The sequence below is a fragment of the Collinsella sp. AF14-35 genome, from assembly GCF_003464565.1.
Classification (GTDB): Bacteria; Actinomycetota; Coriobacteriia; order Coriobacteriales; family Coriobacteriaceae; genus Collinsella.
In genome coordinates, this window is the sequence record NZ_QRZD01000019.1 from 1 (window position 1) to 19,612 (window position 19,612).

General features: G+C 60.4%; 17 protein-coding genes. 7 read left to right on the forward strand and 10 right to left on the reverse strand.

What is annotated here, in order from left to right:
* Positions 1–222: 222 nt before the first annotated feature.
* Positions 223–1,077 carry a bifunctional 5,10-methylenetetrahydrofolate dehydrogenase/5,10-methenyltetrahydrofolate cyclohydrolase gene (locus DWW12_RS06985; protein WP_117855573.1) on the reverse strand — a complete coding sequence of 285 codons (855 nt, stop codon included), beginning with the start codon at positions 1,075–1,077 and terminating at the stop codon, positions 223–225.
* A 2-nt stretch (positions 1,078–1,079) separates the two neighbouring features.
* Complete coding sequence (locus DWW12_RS06990; RefSeq protein ID WP_117855574.1) at positions 1,080–1,712, reverse strand: cyclodeaminase/cyclohydrolase family protein; 633 nt, start codon at positions 1,710–1,712, stop codon at positions 1,080–1,082.
* Between the two features lie 377 nt (positions 1,713–2,089).
* On the opposite strand from DWW12_RS06990, the gene DWW12_RS06995 reads away from it, so the two are divergent.
* From DWW12_RS06995 to DWW12_RS07005, 3 genes are all read left to right on the forward strand, one after another.
* Positions 2,090–2,689 (forward strand): hypothetical protein, encoded by a 600-nt coding sequence (locus DWW12_RS06995; RefSeq protein ID WP_147345476.1) that lies wholly within the window; start codon positions 2,090–2,092, stop codon positions 2,687–2,689.
* A gap of 241 nt (positions 2,690–2,930) precedes the next feature.
* Positions 2,931–3,524, forward strand: a complete 594-nt coding sequence (locus DWW12_RS07000) for a hypothetical protein (protein ID WP_117855576.1) — start codon at positions 2,931–2,933, stop codon at positions 3,522–3,524.
* Positions 3,525–3,829: 305 nt separating this feature from the next.
* Positions 3,830–6,322: a phosphatidylinositol-specific phospholipase C gene (locus DWW12_RS07005; protein WP_117855577.1), complete on the forward strand. Its 2,493-nt coding sequence runs from the start codon at positions 3,830–3,832 to the stop codon at positions 6,320–6,322.
* Between the two features lie 93 nt (positions 6,323–6,415).
* On the opposite strand, the gene DWW12_RS07010 is transcribed toward DWW12_RS07005, so the two are convergent.
* Positions 6,416–6,685, reverse strand: a complete 270-nt coding sequence (locus DWW12_RS07010; RefSeq protein ID WP_117855578.1) for a hypothetical protein — start codon at positions 6,683–6,685, stop codon at positions 6,416–6,418.
* A 168-nt stretch (positions 6,686–6,853) separates the two neighbouring features.
* Between DWW12_RS07010 and DWW12_RS07015 the strand changes: the two genes are divergently transcribed.
* The 3 genes from DWW12_RS07015 to DWW12_RS07025 all read left to right on the forward strand — a co-directional run bounded on the left by DWW12_RS07015 (position 6,854) and on the right by DWW12_RS07025 (position 9,009).
* Positions 6,854–7,903, forward strand: a complete 1,050-nt coding sequence (locus DWW12_RS07015) for a YhcG family protein (protein ID WP_117855579.1) — start codon at positions 6,854–6,856, stop codon at positions 7,901–7,903.
* Positions 7,904–7,966: 63 nt separating this feature from the next.
* On the forward strand, positions 7,967–8,755 hold the full coding sequence (locus DWW12_RS07020) for an ADP-ribosylglycohydrolase family protein (protein ID WP_117855580.1): 789 nt from the start codon (positions 7,967–7,969) through the stop codon (positions 8,753–8,755).
* 32 nt (positions 8,756–8,787) lie between these two features.
* A complete protein-coding gene (locus DWW12_RS07025; protein WP_117758753.1) occupies positions 8,788–9,009 on the forward strand; it encodes a hypothetical protein in 222 nt (73 codons plus the stop codon).
* 462 nt (positions 9,010–9,471) lie between these two features.
* On the opposite strand, the gene DWW12_RS09940 is transcribed toward DWW12_RS07025, so the two are convergent.
* Positions 9,472–10,809: a hypothetical protein gene (locus DWW12_RS09940; RefSeq protein WP_199570741.1), complete on the reverse strand. Its 1,338-nt coding sequence runs from the start codon at positions 10,807–10,809 to the stop codon at positions 9,472–9,474.
* Between the two features lie 218 nt (positions 10,810–11,027).
* Between DWW12_RS09940 and DWW12_RS07035 the strand changes: the two genes are divergently transcribed.
* Positions 11,028–12,209 (forward strand): cation diffusion facilitator family transporter, encoded by a 1,182-nt coding sequence (locus DWW12_RS07035; RefSeq protein WP_089572153.1) that lies wholly within the window; start codon positions 11,028–11,030, stop codon positions 12,207–12,209.
* Between the two features lie 12 nt (positions 12,210–12,221).
* On the opposite strand, the gene DWW12_RS07040 is transcribed toward DWW12_RS07035, so the two are convergent.
* The 6 genes from DWW12_RS07040 to DWW12_RS07065 all read right to left on the reverse strand — a co-directional run bounded on the left by DWW12_RS07040 (position 12,222) and on the right by DWW12_RS07065 (position 19,559).
* Positions 12,222–13,211, reverse strand: a complete 990-nt coding sequence (locus DWW12_RS07040; RefSeq protein WP_089572154.1) for a hypothetical protein — start codon at positions 13,209–13,211, stop codon at positions 12,222–12,224.
* A gap of 177 nt (positions 13,212–13,388) precedes the next feature.
* Positions 13,389–15,056, reverse strand: coding sequence for a formate--tetrahydrofolate ligase (locus DWW12_RS07045; protein WP_117855581.1), 1,668 nt, complete (start codon positions 15,054–15,056; stop codon positions 13,389–13,391).
* A 144-nt stretch (positions 15,057–15,200) separates the two neighbouring features.
* The gene (ruvB, locus tag DWW12_RS07050; RefSeq protein WP_022095140.1) at positions 15,201–16,268 is read right to left on the reverse strand and encodes a Holliday junction branch migration DNA helicase RuvB; all 1,068 of its coding nucleotides are present in this window, start codon (positions 16,266–16,268) and stop codon (positions 15,201–15,203) included.
* Positions 16,268–16,888 (reverse strand): Holliday junction branch migration protein RuvA, encoded by a 621-nt coding sequence (gene ruvA, locus DWW12_RS07055; protein ID WP_117855582.1) that lies wholly within the window; start codon positions 16,886–16,888, stop codon positions 16,268–16,270. The genes ruvB and ruvA overlap by 1 nt, the downstream gene beginning before the upstream one ends.
* On the reverse strand, positions 16,888–17,409 hold the full coding sequence (gene ruvC, locus DWW12_RS07060) for a crossover junction endodeoxyribonuclease RuvC (protein WP_035137351.1): 522 nt from the start codon (positions 17,407–17,409) through the stop codon (positions 16,888–16,890). Before ruvC ends, ruvA begins: the two co-directional genes overlap by 1 nt.
* A 164-nt stretch (positions 17,410–17,573) precedes the next feature.
* Complete coding sequence (locus DWW12_RS07065; RefSeq protein WP_117855583.1) at positions 17,574–19,559, reverse strand: hypothetical protein; 1,986 nt, start codon at positions 19,557–19,559, stop codon at positions 17,574–17,576.
* Between the last annotated feature and the right edge of the window lie 53 nt (positions 19,560–19,612).

The following is a 19,612-nucleotide window of genomic DNA, read 5'->3' on the forward strand; positions in this document are numbered from 1 at the left end:
CGACGGACCTCGGGACGCTCTTACACCACGTCTGCGCGCGCCACCAAAATTAGATGATGTAATTCCTCATAGGTCCAATAAAATAGGCTCTCTATCGATAATAAATATCGTTAGAGAGCCTATTTGACCTAAAATATATGTGACTATCTTGGCAACAGTACTCATATTTGGCATTTTTTGTCCACGGGGTATAGAACTAACCCCTCAAACAGCCCAAAACGCCTATTTCGATGCACGCTCGGCCGCTTCGATCACGTGTTTGGCGAGGATCGCCGTCGTCACAGCGCCCACGCCGCCCGGCACGGGCGTGATGGCGTTAACGACCGGCTCCGCAGCATCAGAATCGACGTCACCCACCAGCTTGCCAGCGGCCTCGTCCCAATTAATGCCAACATCGATGATCGTCTGGTCCTCGCGAACGGCATCCACGCCAATCGTACGCGCGCGTCCAACGGCGGCAACCACAATGTCGGCAGCACGGCACTCGGCAGCAAGGTCGCGCGTATGCGTATGGCACGTCGTCACAGTCGCATTGCGCGCCGTAAGCATAGCGGCTACGGGACGCCCGATCACCAGCGAGCGCCCGACCACAGCAACCTTAGCTCCATCCAGCTCAACGCCGTAATGATCCAGCAAAGCAAGCACGGCTTCGGCTGTGCAGGGGGCAAAACCCTCGCCGCGCCCCGAAAGCGTGGTGAGCAGCGAAGCCGGCGTCATGGAGTCAACGTCCTTGGCAGGATCGAGCGCTGCGGCAACCGCATCCTCATCAAGGCCGGCGGGCAGCGGGCGGAACATCAGGCAGCCATGAACAGCGGGGTCGGCATTGATGTCCTCGATGGCCGCCAACAGCTCGACCTGAGAAACATCGGCGGGAAGCAAAACGCGGCGAGCTTCAATGCCAACCTTCTCGCAGCGCTTGAGCGCACCGCGCTCGTAGGATAGGTCGTCCTCGCGTTCACCCACACGCACGATAGCCAACGTCGGAACAACGCCTCGCTCGCGCAGGGCTGCGCAGCGAGCAGCAAGTTCCTCAGTCAGCGCGCGGGCGACGGGAGCGCCCTTCAGCAGTTCAGCCATGGCTATCCCCTCTTCCTTGCAGCGTCGGCGGCGCGGCGCGCCAGCGCATCGGCGCGCGGCAACCACGTGTCCAGCAGCTCATCGCACGCGGTCTCGAGCTCCTCGGCGCGCGCCCGGTCCTTCATAGACGTGGTGTTGGCAAAGAGCGTCAAGCTCGCGCCCTGCATAGCGGAACGGCAGAACACGGCGCCGCACGCCACATCGGACAGCAGCTGACGCGAACCCTTGTCGGCCATGTCCTCGAGCAGCGCCAGCGCACGCCCGCAGGCATCCATAATGCGATACGGCGGCATAGCGGCCACATGCAGCGCATCCTGAATCGCGGTCGCTCGAGCCGGATCGTCACGCGGAATACCGTATGCCGCGGACACCTGCCCATAGGCACGAACGTCCTCGGCAACCAACTCGACAAGCTCCTGGGCCAGCTCATCAGCATGGGCAAACGCACGCGTCAGGTCATCCGCACGATCAGCAAGCGCGGGATTGGTCGCACCGTAGCGGGCAACCATTCCGCACAGCGAGGCGCCCAGCGCGCCCACAAAGGCGCTCGCGCTGCCACCGCCGGGAACCGGCTCGCGTGCGGCAAGTGCCTCGGCAAACTCTCGACAGGTTTTATCCATCATCTCTTGGATCATACGCACGCACCTTCAAGACATATACATCGGTCAGGCGGCAACCGCCGACCAACCGCATCGAACACGTAATGGTGCTAAGTCTAGCCCATAAGCACATGGGCGTCAGCACACCTGGCCATCGCGGATTTCTATGACGAACGATAGGCCATGCCAACGCAAACATGGGACACATGGCCCACGTTTCGAGACTCCCGGGCAGCGGCAACTAGGGCATACATATAGGTAAAGAGCCCCATGTTGGGGCAACGCTCATCACGGCACCGGACGACGAATGGAGGAATCACCGCACAGCAAACAAAGTCATCATGTGCACGCGCAACCGCCGCCCCAGCGATCCGCGGCACACGATGTCCCTGGCAGACAAGGAGGACGCCACCATGAAGAAAAAGACCCTATCGATCCTTTCCCTTTGCATCGCCCTCTTTGCCGCATTTGCCCTTGTCGGCTGCGGCGGGAGCGCATCGGGCGGCAGCAGCGCCTCCAAGAGCGAGAGCAAGGAAAAGACCCCCGTCGCCAAGAAGACCGACTTTATCTGGTTTAAGGTCGAGATGCCCGAGGGCGTCGGCGTAAGCGACTCCGCCGGCAAGAATGCCGGCAGGGTCCAGCTCACCTTCCCCGAAGACGAGAACGCCTCGGCCGATCGTTTTATCCCCGTTTGGAAAAAAGCGCTGACTGCCGAGGAATCCCACGCCGACCAGGCGGAAAAGAAGGGGGATACGTTCCAGTGGAAGGATGGCGGGTCCGTCGAGTATAACGGCAGGACGTGGCTCGTCGGAACGTACGAGGACAACAGTGGCATCACAACCCTCCTCTTTACCGACGTTGAGCCGGGAAGCGCCTACGTCCTCATCTCGAACTTCGACCAGCACAAGAAAGAAGCCGAGGCGCTCCTCAACTCCATCGAGTTCCCCGATGACATGGCAGAGGCAGTTTCCGAGGCACGCGAAGTCGAGATTTCGAGCATCGAGATCAAGTAACGGGACACCCGCACGCGCCTACGCGCACCAGCGCGCATGCGCCCATTAAAACAACGGGCGCCCAACCCGGGGGGGGGCCGACAGCATCGGCCCTCCCCTCTTTTGGACCCGCGCATATTGCCACTTGTCGGCGCAATTCCAGCCCTCAGAATGGGACACATGGCCCACCCTAGCGAGCCGTCCACGCGTACAGTAAAGGCAGGTAATCCATGGGCGGTTACAGATCGAGGAGGACACGACCATGAAAAAGAAGGCCTTTGCGATTCTCACCCTCTGCATCAGTCTCTTTGCCGCGGTTGCCCTGGTGGGCTGCGGTGGCAGCGGCGGCGCTACCGGCAGTGGCGGTGGCGGCGGAGCAGAAAAGCCAGCCGTGGATATGAGGACCGACTTCATTTGGTTTAAGGTCGAGGTCCCCGAGGGCGTCGAGATCACCGACGTCGCAGGCGACACTGCCGACAGGGCCCAGTTTAAGTTCACCGAGAGCGAGCACGCCAGCGATCGCTTCATCCCCGTCTTCGATCCTGACAAGAACGCCGACGAGCTGTTCGACTACGAGGCAAAGTGGAATGCCAGCTTTGAGTGGACCGAGAATGACCCCGTCAAGTACAACGGCAAGACTTGGCGCAACGCTTCCTATACACACTCGGGCGGCGTAACGACCGAATACTTCACCGACGTTGACGGCGGCAGTGTGTATGTGCGTATCGACAACGTCGAGGAGCACAAGGACGCCGTCGAGACCATGATGAAGTCTCTGGAATTTGCCGACGACATCGCCGAGGCCAAGACCGAGGCCATGGACGTCAAGCTCGACGATATCGAGATCAAGCGCTAAGCGACTGGCGAGCGCAACGGGAAACACGGTCGCAGTGCAAACAAGCGACGGTACCCCAGCGCTTCGTACCCAGGGAGGGCCGGTAAACCGACCCTCCCTTTCTTATGCCTGTAGCCGACGAACGCGAGGATGCCGGACGCCGGAACCGCCCCAAATGTGGCAACAGTACGAAAACGACAAACACCCCAACACGTCCGCCCACCGATTTATTGCGCCGCGCAGACAATTAAACCAGCATCTTTAAACATCTGGGCAGTATAGTGACCAAAACTATCGCATAACCGCACCCTGCGAATGGAGGAGTCATGGCCGAACATCATGCCATCAGTCGCCGAGCGTTTACGCTGGGCTTAGGTCTTGCGGCACTGTCGCCGCTTGCAAGCCTGCCAGAAACCGCGGCACCGGGCATTCCCCTGCGAGCGGCATTTGCAGACGACACGCCCAAACCGGCGGAGCACCTCGGTAATTTCGTCATTCGCCTTCGCCCCGCGGGCTTTTTTCGCACCGCGAGCGTCAACCAAGACGGCAACGTTCGCGGCAACGTCTGCCACCTGTTTAACGACGGCACGTCCAGCAAGCTCATCCTTGAGAACGTAACGACCAAGAATGACGATACAAACTGGTATGCTATCCGCACCTTGCTCAATTTCGAAGAGCATAAAAAGACGGGCTACAGCATTTGGTCGGTCGACGACGACTCTGACAAAGATGGAAAGGTCATCCACGTATGGGGCGGCGAGTATGACAACAAGCCCAGCCGCGCTTTTGCGTTCGAGCGTCAATCAAACGGAACCTATATCATCCGAGACCGCACGGTCGAGAAAGAAACCGAGAAAAAAGACATTAAGTACCTGGCAATAGAATCGAACGGCGAAGACCAGGACAACAATAAGATCTGCCATAAGAGTAAGAGCATTCCGTGGGAGCTCGAACTTATCGGTTACGACATGAAAAAGAACGATGCCACGGTTAGCAGCCTCGACTGGATCACGTACAGCAGCTACGTCGATGGGCCATGTTGGATGAAATACGTCGACGACAACAAGTTCCTCGACGAGCTGAGCATCCCGGGTACGCACGATTCGGGCACCCGCAGCGTGGACAACGACACTGAGCCCCAATCCTCGCAAGTAAAATGCCAGCAGGATTACATTCCCACGCAGTTGCTCGAAGGCATTCGCTATTTTGATATCCGGCTCGGAAAGGGCGACGACCCCGGTATCGACCACGGGGATTACTACCTGCTCAAAAAAGACGCGTACTTTATGCATCTTTCCGATGTCATAGGCTACTTCAAAACGTTTTTGAACGAAAACCCGACAGAAGCGCTCATCATGCTTGTATCACGAGGCAACGACGAGGCTACCGACGAAAGTGTTACGACGGCTTTCGCCAAGGTTTTGGACGACAACCCCAAACTGTTCTATACGTCGAGCCGAATCCCCACGCTACACGAGGTGCGCGGAAAGATCGTTCTGCTGCGTCGATTTAGGCTCGCCGGCAACAGTGTAAGCGGCCACACGTGGGGCCTCGACCTTACCGAATGGGATGACAAGATCAAGGCTCACTCCGACAGCGCCACTATGTGTCTCGTCCAAGACGCGCGGGGCTTTGAAGCCGCGGGGGAAACAGGCGACAAAGAGCCCTATTGCACCAAGGTATACGCCCAGGACAAGTACAAACTCACGGGAACCGACAAGCTCAGCTGGGTCGATAATGCGCTGAAGGAAACGACCGGGCGCACGCGCAACAAGGTGGACGTCGTGGACGATGACGGGGCCAAGGTGCAAGTCCAGGAGCGTTGCTGGTCTATCAACTACACCAGCTGCACGGGCTTGTCGCACGGAGGCAATCCTTTTACCTCGGCACGAGTAGTCAACGAGCATCTGTACAAGAGCCCGTACATCAACCCCAGCGACAACGAGGAAACAAAGTCAGATTACCTCAAGCACATTGGCATCATCGCATCCGACTTTGTTGATGCGGCGCTGGCCCGGAGCATCTACCAGCGCAATTACGATTACGATACACAGCACAAGCAGACAGCTTCGTACTACCTCCCGAGCCGCATGCGCATGACGTACGGCGACTCGCTGAGCGATGCCTCGCTCCAGGATGGCAAGACCGTTGGCGAGGGCCATTTCCGCCTTGTCGACAGCAGCAACGTACTCAACGTGGCGGCTTCGGGCCATGCGTTTGCCATCGAATATGTGGATGTCGACGCCTTGGGCAACGAGACCGTTACGGAGCTGCGGGGCTCCGTGCCCATCGATATCGATCCACGCGCGCTGACACCCCACTTTGAGGGGCTCGAAGGCCTTAAGGCCGGCGAGGACGTGCGCGCCAAGATCACGGCGCTGCTCGACGGCAAGCTCGAAACCGATGCCTGCACGGCCCAGCTCGAGTTTGTGCACGACGCGAACGGCGCTCCGGGCACGGCAATGGCCGAGGGCGAAACATTTGCCGCAGGGACGTACTGGGTGCGCGCGAAAGGCCTTTTGGGCGACGCAGCACAGAACTACACGCTCGCCAGCGATGGAGCAGCAAGCTTTACCGTAGCGGCCTCGAGCAGTGCAGGCGGCACCGGCAGCGGCACGGGTTCCAACGCAGGCGGCGCCGACAAGAACGGCGGCGGCAACAAGAGCGACCAGGGCAAGAGCTCGGGCGGAAAGCTCGCCGACACGGGCGACAGCTCTGGCGTTGCCGCCGGGCTCGCTGCCGCCGCCGTGGCGACAACGGTCGCCGGCACAGCACTGCTTGCCAATGACCGCGACAATACCGAGGACGTTAACGAATAGGCAAGCCAGTTTTTTGGGCGCATCAACTCAATCGGGGCGCAGAATACCGTTCTGTGCCCCCGATTTTTACCTTGGCCCAAACGCCGCCATAGGCTACATCACCATGTTCAGCGCGTTAACAAACTCCTGGGCCTTCGCACGGCTGCTCAGGCTAAAGACGCAAGCAGTCAACAGCCTGTTACGCAGAAAAACATCGCGGCCTTTGATTCTATTGACGCCCGTAATGTCCTTAAGATAGACAATTTCGGTGTGCTTGCCACCAAAAGCGCCCTTCTTGAGCACCTCAATACGGTTGGGGTAGACCTTAACGTCTTTAAACCTACCCGAACTTTTGTCCTGGAACAGCAAAGTGTTGTTATCCATGCGTGTCACTCCCGCGGGGTTCGCTAAAACTGCCTCTATGGCCACATTTTAGTCACCGCAAGGCTCCCATGCGAAGGTGCCAGACAGCACAGCAATTCGTGTCCGCGCGAGGCTTTAAACTAGATGAGATAAAGATGCATTCCACAAGAGGAAAGTGGGGCGACAGTGATGGGCGAACTGGTAAACCGTGGAGAATCGGCAATCGTGCCCGAAGGTTTTTACAAGCAGGTTTCCTCGATTCTCAACGCCGCTCGCGACAAGGCCTATACCGCCGTTAACTTTGCGATGGTTGAGGCGTATTGGGAGATCGGCAAGAGCATAGTTGATGAGCAGGGCGGAGAGGAGCGCGCCAAGTATGGAGAGGCGCTGCTCAAGGCCCTCGCAATCAGACTTACCAAGGATTTTGGTAAAGGTTTTGAAGCAAGAGAGCTGCGCAAAATGCGTCAGTTCTATCTTGCATTTCCAATTCGGGACTCACTGCGTCCCGAATTGAGCTGGACACATTACCGCAGGTTAATACGCATTCCTGACCCCGAAGCTCGCACCTGGTACATGAACGAATGCGCCGACTCTCGCTGGAGCACGCGCCAGCTCGAACGCCAGATCAACACCATGTTCCGCGAGCACCTACTTGCCAGCAAAGACAAGGAGGCTGTCACCCAAGAAATCCAAAAGAGCGCCCCAGCTCGTCGCCCCGAGGATATCATCCGCGATCCATATGTACTGGAGTTTTTAGGTTTCTCGGACGATACTGCGTTTCGCGAGAGCGATCTAGAGCAGGCGCTCATCACACATCTTCAGAAGTTCCTGCTGGAGCCTGGCCGTGGCTTCGCTTTCGAGGCGCGCCAAAAGCGCATCACCTTTGATGGGCGCCATTTCTATATTGACCTTGTTTTTTACAACTATCTGATGCGCTGCTTCGTGCTCATCGACCTTAAGACCGATGACCTTACGCATCAGGACCTGGGCCAGATGCAAATGTATGTGAACTACTACACGCGTGAGCTCATGAACGAAGGCGACAATCCGCCCATAGGCATCGTGCTCTGCGCGGACAAAAGCGATTCGATCGTTGAGTACACGCTGCCCGAAGACAACGACCAAGTGTTTGCCGCCAAATACCTGCCGTATCTTCCAAGCAAGGAAGAGCTGGCGCGCGAGCTGAGTGCCGAGTACCGCGCCATCAACGAAGCGACTAATGGCGAAGTGCAAGGATAGCAGCACGTTGCGACCGATACCCCCGACGGCGCTCCACATCACCCGGGAAAAGAGGAGCTTTCCATGACACACAGACCGAAAACAACACTGCGCGACTGCATCTATGGGCTTGCCGTCGGTGACGCGCTGGGCGTTCCCTACGAGTTCAGACCTCGTGGCACGTTCGAATGCACCGACATGATCGGCTACGGCACGCACGAGCAGCCCGCCGGCACCTGGAGCGACGACACATCTATGACGCTCGCCACCCGCGACTCCATCAGAGAGCTCGGCCGCATTGACACCGAGGACATGCGCGACAAATTCGTGAGCTGGATTGCCCGTGGCGAGTATACGATCGACGGCGTTTTCGACTACGGCGGCACAACCGCCCGCGCCTTGCACACCGGCAAAGGAGGCTCCGGCGAACGCGACAACGGCAACGGATCGCTCATGCGCATCGCTCCCCTGGCGTTCACCGATGCGACAGACGAAGAGGTCAGCAAAGTCTCGGCGATTACGCACGCCCACAGAACGTCGACCGACGCATGCATCATATTTGTTGAGCTGATGAGGGACGTGATGAACGGCGCGCTCCCCTCGTGGGCGCTGCAGCTAAAAAGCGCGCCCGAGCACGAAATCAGTTCCGGCGGCTTCGTGCGTGACACGCTTAAAGCCGCTACCTGGTGCTTTGTGAACACCAACAGCTACGAAGCCTGCGTGCTTGCCGCCGTCAACCTGGGCGACGACACCGACACCACCGCAGCCGTCGCCGGCGCCCTCGCCGGCACGGTATACGGTATCGAGGGCATCCCGCAGGAGTGGGTCGACACCTTGCGCGGTAAAGAGTTGATTGAGAGCTGCCTGTTTTAGGGCGCCATTCAAGAAATAAGGCAGGAGGCATCATGGAGAGGAAGGTCGCAAATATAGACGAGTTCCAAGTGGACGAAAACGGGATTCCGCTATTTCCAGTAGGACTGAAGGAAGAAGCTAGCCTCTATATCCTCCCCGACGGGCGTTACCTCCCCTGCGGGGTCTACAGGACCGCGGACGGCGGTTCGATCATTTATGAGCCATCCGAACTAAGCTTCTTCGGGCAGATGCTTGCTCAATTCAAAGAGTACTAGAGGTTTGATCGCCCGTTAGATCGACACTGCTCAAAACCAGGGGGCAGGCTATCCTCCACCGCGGCCCGTGAGGTAGAATTATGCCTGCCGCGGAATCCGCCTGCGGGCAACGCTCTAATCTCTGATTGGGGTGAAGCCTATGAACTTGTTTCTTGAAATCCTGCGCCTCTCGATGTATGTAACCGGCATCGTCCGGAACCTCTACTCGATCTGGCGGGAATATAAGCAGTAACGGATAGCGAAGGGAGTCATAGAAAAGGGCCGGTTGCAGCCGACCCTTTAAGACGATAGCACCTGCGTTGCCCGCGTCTCCGAAGTTTGAGTAGCTGAGGAGCGGGTTCCGCGGCACATCCTGATTTTACCCAGTGGCAAGGCTCTTTTACAGCCGTTCCACCGTTTATTTACATCTGCCATCACGGGCGGGATGTTGCGCACTCTCGCGAGCCAACCGGCACCACTCCCCTACTTACCAAAGATCGCAGCGAACAAGCCCTTGCGTTTGGGCTTTTCTTCTCGATAAGAACCCTCGGCGACCGCTGCCACCTGATGCTGCTGCTCGCCGCCTCCACGGCGTACGATCTGGTATAGAAACGGCGATTTAACGTATTTGACCTCGACGGGCGTGGCGTGAACGGTGCTTTCGCCGGACAGATGCAGGCTCGGATTGAGCGGCGCCACAATATGCGTCTCGCGCTTGTCGCTAAACACCACCGCCGCCGCACGGCCCGTCTGGCCGTTCACGGCAATGCGCACCTGCTCGCCATTACGTCCATCCGACGCGGGACGATCGACAAAGTAGACCGGCACCATAACCAGGCCGTCCTTGTGCTTGCGGGCCTTGCGCGCCCAGGTGCGGATGCTCTTTTTATTGAGCCCCAGGAAAGTCTCGGCATCGTTGCCAACAATGTCGAGCGCCAGCTTGTCAATGACCACCTGGTCCTTGGTGGACGCATCGACGGAGACAACGCGGAAGTCGCCTTCCTGCATGGCCGGGTCGAACGACCCAACCTTGGCAAAGTCCCATGGCTCCAGAATGCCCATAAGGCGAACGTCCAGGTAGTTTGCCCTGGGATATGCCCAGTCGAGCACCTCGTAGTACACCAGGGTCTCCTTGCTCAGGCCCTTGCCCGGGAAGGACGCCATCATGCGCAGGTCCGCGAGCGCCATGGGGAAGTAGAAGAGCATCATGTCGTTTTGAATCGCGTCTTCCACATCGTGACCGGCAAAGGCGTCTGGATATCGGCGCACCAGCTCAAGCGCATTGGCGCGCGCCTGCTGCGGCGTTATCTCGCAGGGAATACCCTGCTCGGGCACATATTCCGCACCAACGCCCATGGTCAGGCGCTTGCTAAACGTCCCCGGCTTGAGCAGGTCGGCGACACCGATCTTATTGCCGCAGGACGGGCACTCAAACACGCGCTGGGTCGACTCGCCCTCAAAGGACGCTCCGCAGAAGGGACAGGGGATGCTCACGTGCGTGGCCTCTTGGAACTCCTGGGCCGTGCCGCGGTCTTCCCACAGCAGATGCTCCAGAACCGACTGATTGCGCCAGTGCTCATTAAAGAAATACCAGTCGGGGTCCACCGGGCGCTCGAGCTGCGACACATGCGTGAGCTTAAGCAGCCCATCGACAACCGTCAGTGGCGTATGGCGAATGCCCAGGGCGCTCTTGGGCTCCCCCGCATCGGCCTGCCACGGAACGACCGTGCCGCAATAGGCGCACTCAAAGCTGCGTTTAGCCTGGTGTGAGTACATAGGGCCGCCGCAGTTTTGGCATTTAATGGCAAACATCTCGTCCATGAATACGTCCTCCTTTGCACTGGGGCTGTCGACATTAAGTATGTCGGGCAGGTAAGCACGTGCCCATACCCATGTGGCCCAAAATCGAGCACCCAGGCAGACGAGAAGGCTCGCTCGTTAGCACCGGCAGACTATTGCTGCATTTTCTGAGCATCGGTGCACGGCGCCCCCGCGCGAGCTACACTATCCCCTTAAACATGATTGTGAGGACGACCGCTATGCTATTTGTAAATCGGCTGGTACATACGCTTGTTCCCGGCAGCGAGGGCGAGCCGGTCGATACCTCCCGCCGCACCAACGCGGGCTTCGCCGCAAGCCTCATCTGCATTGGCCTCAACATCACCTTGTGCCTGGCCAAGGGCATCGCGGGCCTGCTCGCTGGCTCCGTCTCCCTCATCGCCGACGCTTTCAACAACCTCTCCGATGCCTCGAGCAACATCGTGAGCCTGCTCGGGTTCCGCCTCGCCAGCCGCCCGGCAGACGAAGGCCACCCCTATGGCCACGGCCGCTACGAGTACCTCGCCGGCTTGTTCGTCGCCGTCCTGGTTTGCGCCGTCGGCATCAACCTGATCCTCGAGTCGGTCACCAAGATCATCAAGCCTTCCCCCACCGCTTACACGCTCGTTTCCCTTGCGGCACTGGCTACATCCATGCTCGTTAAGCTCTGGATGGCCGCATTCAACCGCGCGCTGGGCAACCGTATCGATTCCGAAACACTCATTGCCACAGCACAGGACTCCAAAAACGACGTCATCACCTCGGGCTCGGTCTTGGTGGCGGCGCTTATTTCGCAGACGACCGGCTTTGACCTCGATGGCTGGGCAGGCCTGGGTGTGGGCATCTTCATCTGCATCAGCGGCATGGGCCTAGTGCGCGACGCCATCAGCCCGTTGCTGGGGCAAGCGCCCGACCCCAAGCTCGTCCAGGCAATCCGCGACAAGATCATGTCCTATCCGCAGGTCTTGGGCACACACGACCTGATGGTGCACGACTACGGCCCCGGTCGTCAGTTTGCCAGCGCTCACGTGGAGATGCCCGGCGAGGGCGACGCATTTGAGCACCACGAGATCCTGGACACCATCGAGCACGACATCAAGCGCCAGATGGGCATTGGCATCACGCTGCACTGCGACCCCATCGCGACAACCGGCGATGATTTGCGCGGCTGGGTCAAGCGCGGCGTTATGCAGATCGACCCCGCGCTCTCCATCCACGACCTGCACGAGCACGACGGGTTCGTTTCGTTTGACCTGGTGCGCCCCGACGGCTTTGACATATCCGACGAGGAGCTGCTGGAGCTCGTCACGCGCATCGTGCACGAGCGCCGACCCAATGCCTCATGCGTCGTTACGTTTGACTCGGGCTTTAGCTCGCCCGACCGTCCGGCTGAACAGCTGTAGCCCGCTTAACAGCTAGTTTCCCTGCGCGCCCGAGATGCCGTTTTGCAGTGCATTCCAGGCACCCGTCGCCATGTCGCCCAAGTTCTGCGCGGTGTCGCCCAGGTTTTGTGCCGTATCGCCCAGCTCTTGCGCCTTGTCTCCCAACTCCTGTGCCTTGTTGCTCAAGTCCTCCAGCGTATTGGAACTCGAGCTGTCGGTACCGCTTTGGCCGTCGGGCGAGTTGCCCGAGCTATTCTTGTGCGTGAGTTGAATTTCGAGGTTGCCGCTGTCGTTATAGTAAGCAGAAGTAACGACCCAGTTGGCATCGATGACGGGCGTTGAGCCATCATCAGTCAGGACCACGGCATTCGAAAGATTGGCGCCGCGCGACTTGAGAAGTTTCTTGGCGTTGGACCAGTACTGCCCCGGGATATCGCTCAGATCGACGGTGCTAGACGAGGCGGACTCGGTTTGCTCGGCAGCGGTATCAGCCGTTGAACTCCCTCGCTTGTTGAGCATGCCCGACACAATGGCAAACACAACCGACAGCGCAAAGAAGATCGCCAGCACGATGAGGATCTTCTTGATCACGCTCGACGAACGCGACGGCTTCTTCTCCTCGTCCTCGCCATATTGCGGAATCGACTTGGGGTACTCGCGATACGGCTCGCGCGACTCGTAGCGAGACTGCGCCGTGCGAGGCATATACGTCGTCTGCTGAGGCTGCGGAATGGGATTTTGCGGCAGGTCATCATAGGGATTCGGCGTCGAGGCGGCATAAGAATCCTGCGGCGCGTAATCAAACGGGTCCGGAGCTGCGTTGCCATAGGGGCCTTGCGAAGATACGGCATAAGAATCCCGCGCTGTGTCGCCATAGCCCATAACCCGGGTTGGCTCGGCAGAAGGCTGCGTCGCGGCGGGGTCGGTATAACCGGGGTTGGGAACAACGCGGGTCGCATCGGCGCTATCGCCAGCCTGCGCGGAACCGTAGCCGCCCATCACGGTTGTCTTGTCCTGATCCATGCAACGATTCCTTTCCGTCGCCCGTAAGCATCAAGTTATCCATGCATTCTACCCGCGCAAAAGCCCGTGACGGACAGAGCCCGTCCATATCTACAAGACAAGCGCGGCTAGAAAACAAAAGCCCCGCCGGGCCTTGGTAGGCGCGACGGGGCGGGCAAGCAGCTATGGGCAACAAGCTTAGAACAGGCCGGTGATGTTGCCGTCGTTGTCGACGTCGATGTTCTCAGCCGCGGGGACCTTGGGCAGGCCCGGCATGGTCAGAACACTGCCGGTCAGTGCGACCACAAAGTGGGCACCGGCGGAAACCTTGAGCTCACGCACCGTGATGCGGAAGTTCTCGGGAGCGCCCAGGGCCTTGGCGTTGTCGCTAAAGCTGTACTGCGTCTTGGCCACGCACACCGGCAGGTTGCCAAAGCCGTTCTCGCGCAGCTCGGCGAGCTGGCGCTTGGCGGCCGGCGTAAAGTCAACGCCATCGGCGCGGTAGACCTTGGTGGCAATGGCCTCAAGAGCGTCGGCGACATCGGCGCCGTCCTCATAGGCAAACTTGAGCTCGCTCGGCTGCTCAATCAGACGCATGACCTCATCGGCAAGCTCGAGCGCGCCCTCGCCGCCCTTGGCCCAGACCTCGGAAAGCTTAACGTTGACGCCGAGCTTCTGGCACTCGGACTCGATGAGCGCAAGCTCAGCCTCGGTGTCCGTCGGGAAGCGGTTGATGGCGACCACACAGGGCAGACCATAAACGTTCTGGATGTTGTCGACGTGACGCAGCAGGTTGGGCATGCCGGCCTTGAGTGCCTCGAGGTTCTCCTCGTTGAGGTCGGCCTTGGCGACGCCACCGTTGTACTTCAGCGCACGAGCGGTCGCGACGATCACGACGGCGCTGGGGCGAACGCCCGTCATGCGGCACTTGATGTCGAGGAACTTCTCGGCACCCAGATCGGCACCGAAGCCGGCCTCGGTAATGGCGACATCGCCAAAGCGCATCGCCATACGCGTGGCCATGATGGAGTTGCAGCCGTGGGCAATATTGGCGAAGGGACCGCCGTGGACAAACGCGGGCGTACCCTCGAGCGTCTGCACCAGATTGGGCTTGAGCGCATCCTTGAGCAGGGCCGCCATGGCACCCTGAGCCTTAAGGTCACGGGCGCGAACGGGCTCGCCGGCATAGCTGTAGCCGACAACAATCTCGCCCAGGCGCTCCTTGAGGCCATTGATGCTCGTGGACAGGCACAGGATTGCCATGACCTCGGAGGCAACGGTGATATCGAAGCCGTCCTCGCGCGGCACGCCCTGGGCCTTGCCGCCAATACCGTCGATGACATGGCGCAGCTGACGGTCGTTCATATCGACGACGCGCTTCCAAGTGATGCGTTTAACGTCGATGCCAAGCTGGTTGCCCTGCTGGATGTGGTTATCAAGCATGGCGGCCAGCAGGTTGTTGGCAGCACCGATGGCATGGAAGTCGCCGGTAAAGTGCAGGTTGATATCCTCCATGGGGATCACCTGAGCCCAGCCGCCGCCGGCAGCACCGCCCTTAACACCAAAGACGGGGCCGAGCGAAGGCTCGCGCAGGGCCACGGCACTCTTGACGCCGCGACGACGCAGGCCATCGGCCAGACCGATGGTCGTGGTGGTCTTGCCCTCGCCCGCAGGCGTTGGGTTGATAGCGGTCACGAGGACGAGCTTGGCCTGGTGATCGGTCGGCTCGTTGAGCAGCGAATAGTCGACCTTAGCCTTGTCGAAGCCGTACGGAATAAGGTGCTTAACGTCGACGCCGGCGTTCTTGGCCACCTCGGTAATAGGCAGCGGCGTGACAGAACGTGCGATTTCGATGTCAGTAGGCATGGGCGGTCCTTTCGTTACCGAATGAGAAAAAGACCAATTCAGCATAGCACGGGCGCGCAATAGTAAAACACCCATAACCGATGAACGGCGATATGTTTACCCGATGCCCAGCGATAGCCCAACAGCCCGCCAAAACAAAGCGCCCTAAACGGTAGGTTCAATCCCCAGGTGCTCAAAGGTGCGAAGGGTTGCCTGACGGCCCTGCGGCGTACGAATCATCAACCCGCACTGCAGCAGATACGGCTCATAGACATCCTCGAGCGTGCCCGGGTCCTCGCCCACCGCGCTGGCAAGGGTCGTAAGTCCCACGGCACGACCGGAGAACGTCTTAGCGAGCGTCTCCAAAATGCGAATATCCATCCAGTCCAGACCGAGCTCATCGATCTCGAAGAACTCGAGCGCCTGGCGACAGATATCGAGCTCGATGGGGCCGTTGCCGCGCACCTGTGCGTAATCGCGCACGCGCTTGAGCAGGCGGTTGGCAAGACGTGGCGTGCCGCGCGAACGCGAGCCGATCTCGAGTGCACTGGGATGGTCGATCGTCACGCCCAGGATAGTCGCCGAGCGCGTAACAATCTGCGCGAGTTCCTCGACCGTGTAGTAATCCAGGCGATATGAAATGCCAAAGCGGTCGCGCAACGGGCCGGTCAACATGCCTGAGCGGGTCGTTGCCGCCACCAGCGTAAACTTGGGAATATCCAGGCGAATCGAGCGCGCCGCCGGACCCTTGCCAATCACGATATCGAGGGCAAAGTCCTCCATCGCGGGGTACAGGACCTCCTCGACCGAACGGTTGAGGCGGTGGATCTCGTCGATAAACAGCACATCACCCGGCTGCAAGTTAGTAAGGATGGCTGCCAGGTCGCCGGTGCGCGCGATGGCAGGGCCACTCGTGGTCTTGATCTGAGCGCCCAGCTCGTTGGCGATAACCGTAGCCAGCGTGGTCTTGCCCAGACCCGGAGGGCCCGAGAAGATCACGTGGTCGAGCGTCTCGCCACGGCTCTGCGCCGCTTCGATCAACACGCGCAGGCTCTGCTTGATATGCTCCTGGCCGCAGTAATCGTCCAGGCGCTGGGGGCGCAAAGTGCGATCGACATCGAGGTCCTCGGCCGTCAGCTCCGAGCCCACCATGCGCTCGCCGTGCGCCATGGATGCCGCCGGCGAGTTGCCGGGCGTCGCCCACAGGTCCTGAGAGTCATCGGCTTCCCACATCACGCATCCATTCCGAGTCGCTTAAGCGCCGCGCCGAGCAGATCCTCGACACGCATATCCTGCCCATCATACCCGCTCAGAGCGACATCGGTCTCCTGCGGACTAAAGCCCATGGAAAGGAGCGCCGCACGGGCGTCATCGATCGCCAAGGGAGCGGCGGCGGGGACCGGCATCGCAACCTGCCCCGGGATCACGTCGACCGGCACAAAGCCCTCATCCTTGGCAAAGGTGCTCTTGAGCTCCAAGATGAGGCGCTGGGCGGTCTTTTTACCCACACCGGGTACCTTGGCCATGCCCTTGTCGTCCTCGGCCATCACCAGGGAATACAGCTGTCCCACGGTATAGGTGGAAAGCACGGCAAGCGCCAGGCGCGGACCGACACCCGAGACGGACACGAGCCGATCGAACATCGTGCGCTCGTCCTTGGAGGCAAAACCAAAGAGCGTCATGGCGTCCTCACGCACCTGCATGCGCGTGTAGAGGCGAACCTCGCCGCCAGGCGTCGGCAACGTGGCCGCAGTGCTGCCCGAAATACCGAGCTCAAAGCCCACGCCCGATACATCGACAACGGCCGAGCTCATCGTGGCCTCGACAAGCGTTCCATGGAGCTGGGAGATCATCAGTATCCGGTTCCTCTCTGTTGATAGAACTCGCCGCCGGTAAGCGCCCGGGTGCGGCTGAGGTTAACGTGGCAGATGGCGCAGGCCAGGGCATCGGCGGCATGGTCGGGATGCGGGTCGTGATCGAGCTGCGTGAGCGTACGAACCATATACGCGACCTGCCGTTTGTCCGCGGCGCCGGTGCCCACAACCGCCTGCTTAATCTGCATAGGCGTGTACTCGCCAATCTCGAGCGCGCATTCCGAAAGCGCCACGAGCGCGGCGCCGCGGGCATGCGCCGTAGGGATGGCCGAGCGAACGTTGGCGCCAAAGTAAATGCTCTCGATAGCAGCGGTATCGGGTCGATAGCGTTCGACAACGCCCTTGAGGTCACGGGCGATATGCGACAGGCGCACCGCGAGCGGACTGCCCGCGCTGGTCTCGATACAACCGTAGGCACGGCAGCGAACCTCACCGCGCCGCTCCTCGATAATCCCCCAACCCGTGTGGGCCAAACCGGGGTCGATACCCAAAATGACCAAGCCAGCCTCCCCTCGCCACAAGCACAGCGCAAGACAAGGCCCCGCGCATCATTCACGAACGTCTGTTCTAGAATAACACAACGGGGCCAAGATGCTTAAAGCAAGATAGATTCGGCAGAAGCAACGTGTGCGAGGGAATCCCTCGCACACTGTTTCCGTCTGCCCTAGTTCTGGCTAAAGAACGGGAACTGTCGGGGATCAACCGGCGGCTGCGGCATCGGCGTGCCCTGGGGCCCACCCTGCGGTCCGCCCTGGCCGCCCATCATCTTTTCGATGGCGTCCTGGACCTCGCCCTCAAACTTTTTCATGCCCTCATGCAGGCGACGCTGGCCATCCTCGGAGCGCAGCTCCTCCATCTGCTCGGGCGAAATACCCAACAGGTCACCCAGTATGCCCATCATCTCGCCACGCATGCGTTCGCTTGTATCCTCGTCGGCAAAGCGGTTCACCTCGGCGCGTGCCAGCGCATCGACCGTCATGCGTTCCTTGCCGCTCAGCCCCAGGTCGGACCACGCGAGCATGTACGGCCAGGCGCGCTCGACAAACGAACGGGCCGAGACGATCGGCGCCGTCGGCAGCATGCGGCGAGCCGCCTCTCCCTGGCGCACGAGCATCAGCAGCAGCGAGCAAGCCTCGGGCTTGCCGGCGGCCATTGGGATGTCGTCGAAGGGTCGGTTGCGGTCCACGTGCGACTCAAGCGCACCATCGACCTCGCCCGGCTCGAGCCCACCGAGCAGCTGCGCCGCGCGATCAAGCATGTCGACCGGGCCGTCGAGCGTCGAGAGCGCCCGCGCCAGCACGCGCTCCATGCAATCTTCCACCGCGTTGAGCGTCACGAGCTCCTGCGGCACCACGGCAGACGTGCGGTTGCGCACGCGCGCCACAAACTCGAGGGTCGACAGATACACATCGCCAAAGGGCGCGTAATCGCCCTGGTAGCCACCGCAAAGCGCCGGTGCCGCCAACGCGTACTCGGTCTTGGAAAGCGGGCTCAGAGCCATCGCGCCCAGCTCGAGCGCCGTATCCTCCAACATGAGGCCCAGCGTACGCGAGCGCAGGCGCTCGGCATCGCCCGCCGACACATCGCGGTCGAGTACGCGCGCCGCATCCGGCGCATCGCGCTCAACCGTGCGAATATGCAGGCGCTCGGCAATCGCGCGAACGGCGGCGCAACGGGCGGCCTCGGCCTCCTCCTGTGCCGGCGTAAAGATGCGGTTGCGGTTCAGCACCAGGCCGATCACGTTGCGCGAGCCCAATGCATCGACAGCCAGCGCTGCAAGCAAAGACGACGGCAGATCGCCCTCGAGCGCCACCACGGCGCGCGACGTACCATGGGCACGGGCGTTGTCGCGCACAGCGAGCACCAGCGCCTGCCACAACCACTCCTCGGAACGAAACTCGGGCAGCTCGTGGTCCTCCAAAGCATCGAGCATTACGCCGCGCTGAATCTCCTGAACCAGCAGGCTCTCTTCAAAGCACGGCGCTTGGGCCACCACGCGTCCGCAGTCGTCGAGCACAAACGACCCGCCGGTATACACCGACTCGTCATAGGCACCGACCGGCGCCATGCAGGCAAACCATACGCTGCGCTTGGACGCAATCTTGCGGTAGGCACCGCTGCGAACGGCGGCAATGGCGGCCGTCTCGCGGTCGGTCATATCAAACGCGTTGAACTGAAAATAGGCGATGAGGTCGACGCCGGTCGGCAGCATCTCGAGCTCGCGGTCCAGGTCGAAAATCACGGCGATACGCACGCCGTCCACGTCAAACACCGGCGGGGCCCAACGGGCATCGCCGTTCCCACCGCGCTGCAGGGCAATGCTCGAACGGGCCGGCACCACATGGCCGTCCTTGAGCATCATGTAGTCGAGCAGGGGCTGGCCCTCAAACGAAACCGCCGCGGGCACGATGCAGATCATATCGAGTTCTTGGATACGCCCGGCAACGCCCGTCAGGCTCGTCAGCATGTCGTGCTCAAAGTCGGCAGCGCCCACCAAGCTGCCGGGCAGAGCGCCCATAAAGAGCGGAGCCGGGACGCACAGCACGCGCGCCCCGCGTTCGTGGGCTATACGAGCCTGGTCCTCGATGCGACCGCAAATGCCCTCAATATCACCCAGACGCATATCGATCTGTGCAAGTGCGAGCTTCATGGCTCAGCCCTTTCCGTCGTAAACCATCGTTGTCGTAGTAAAAGCGCCGGCCG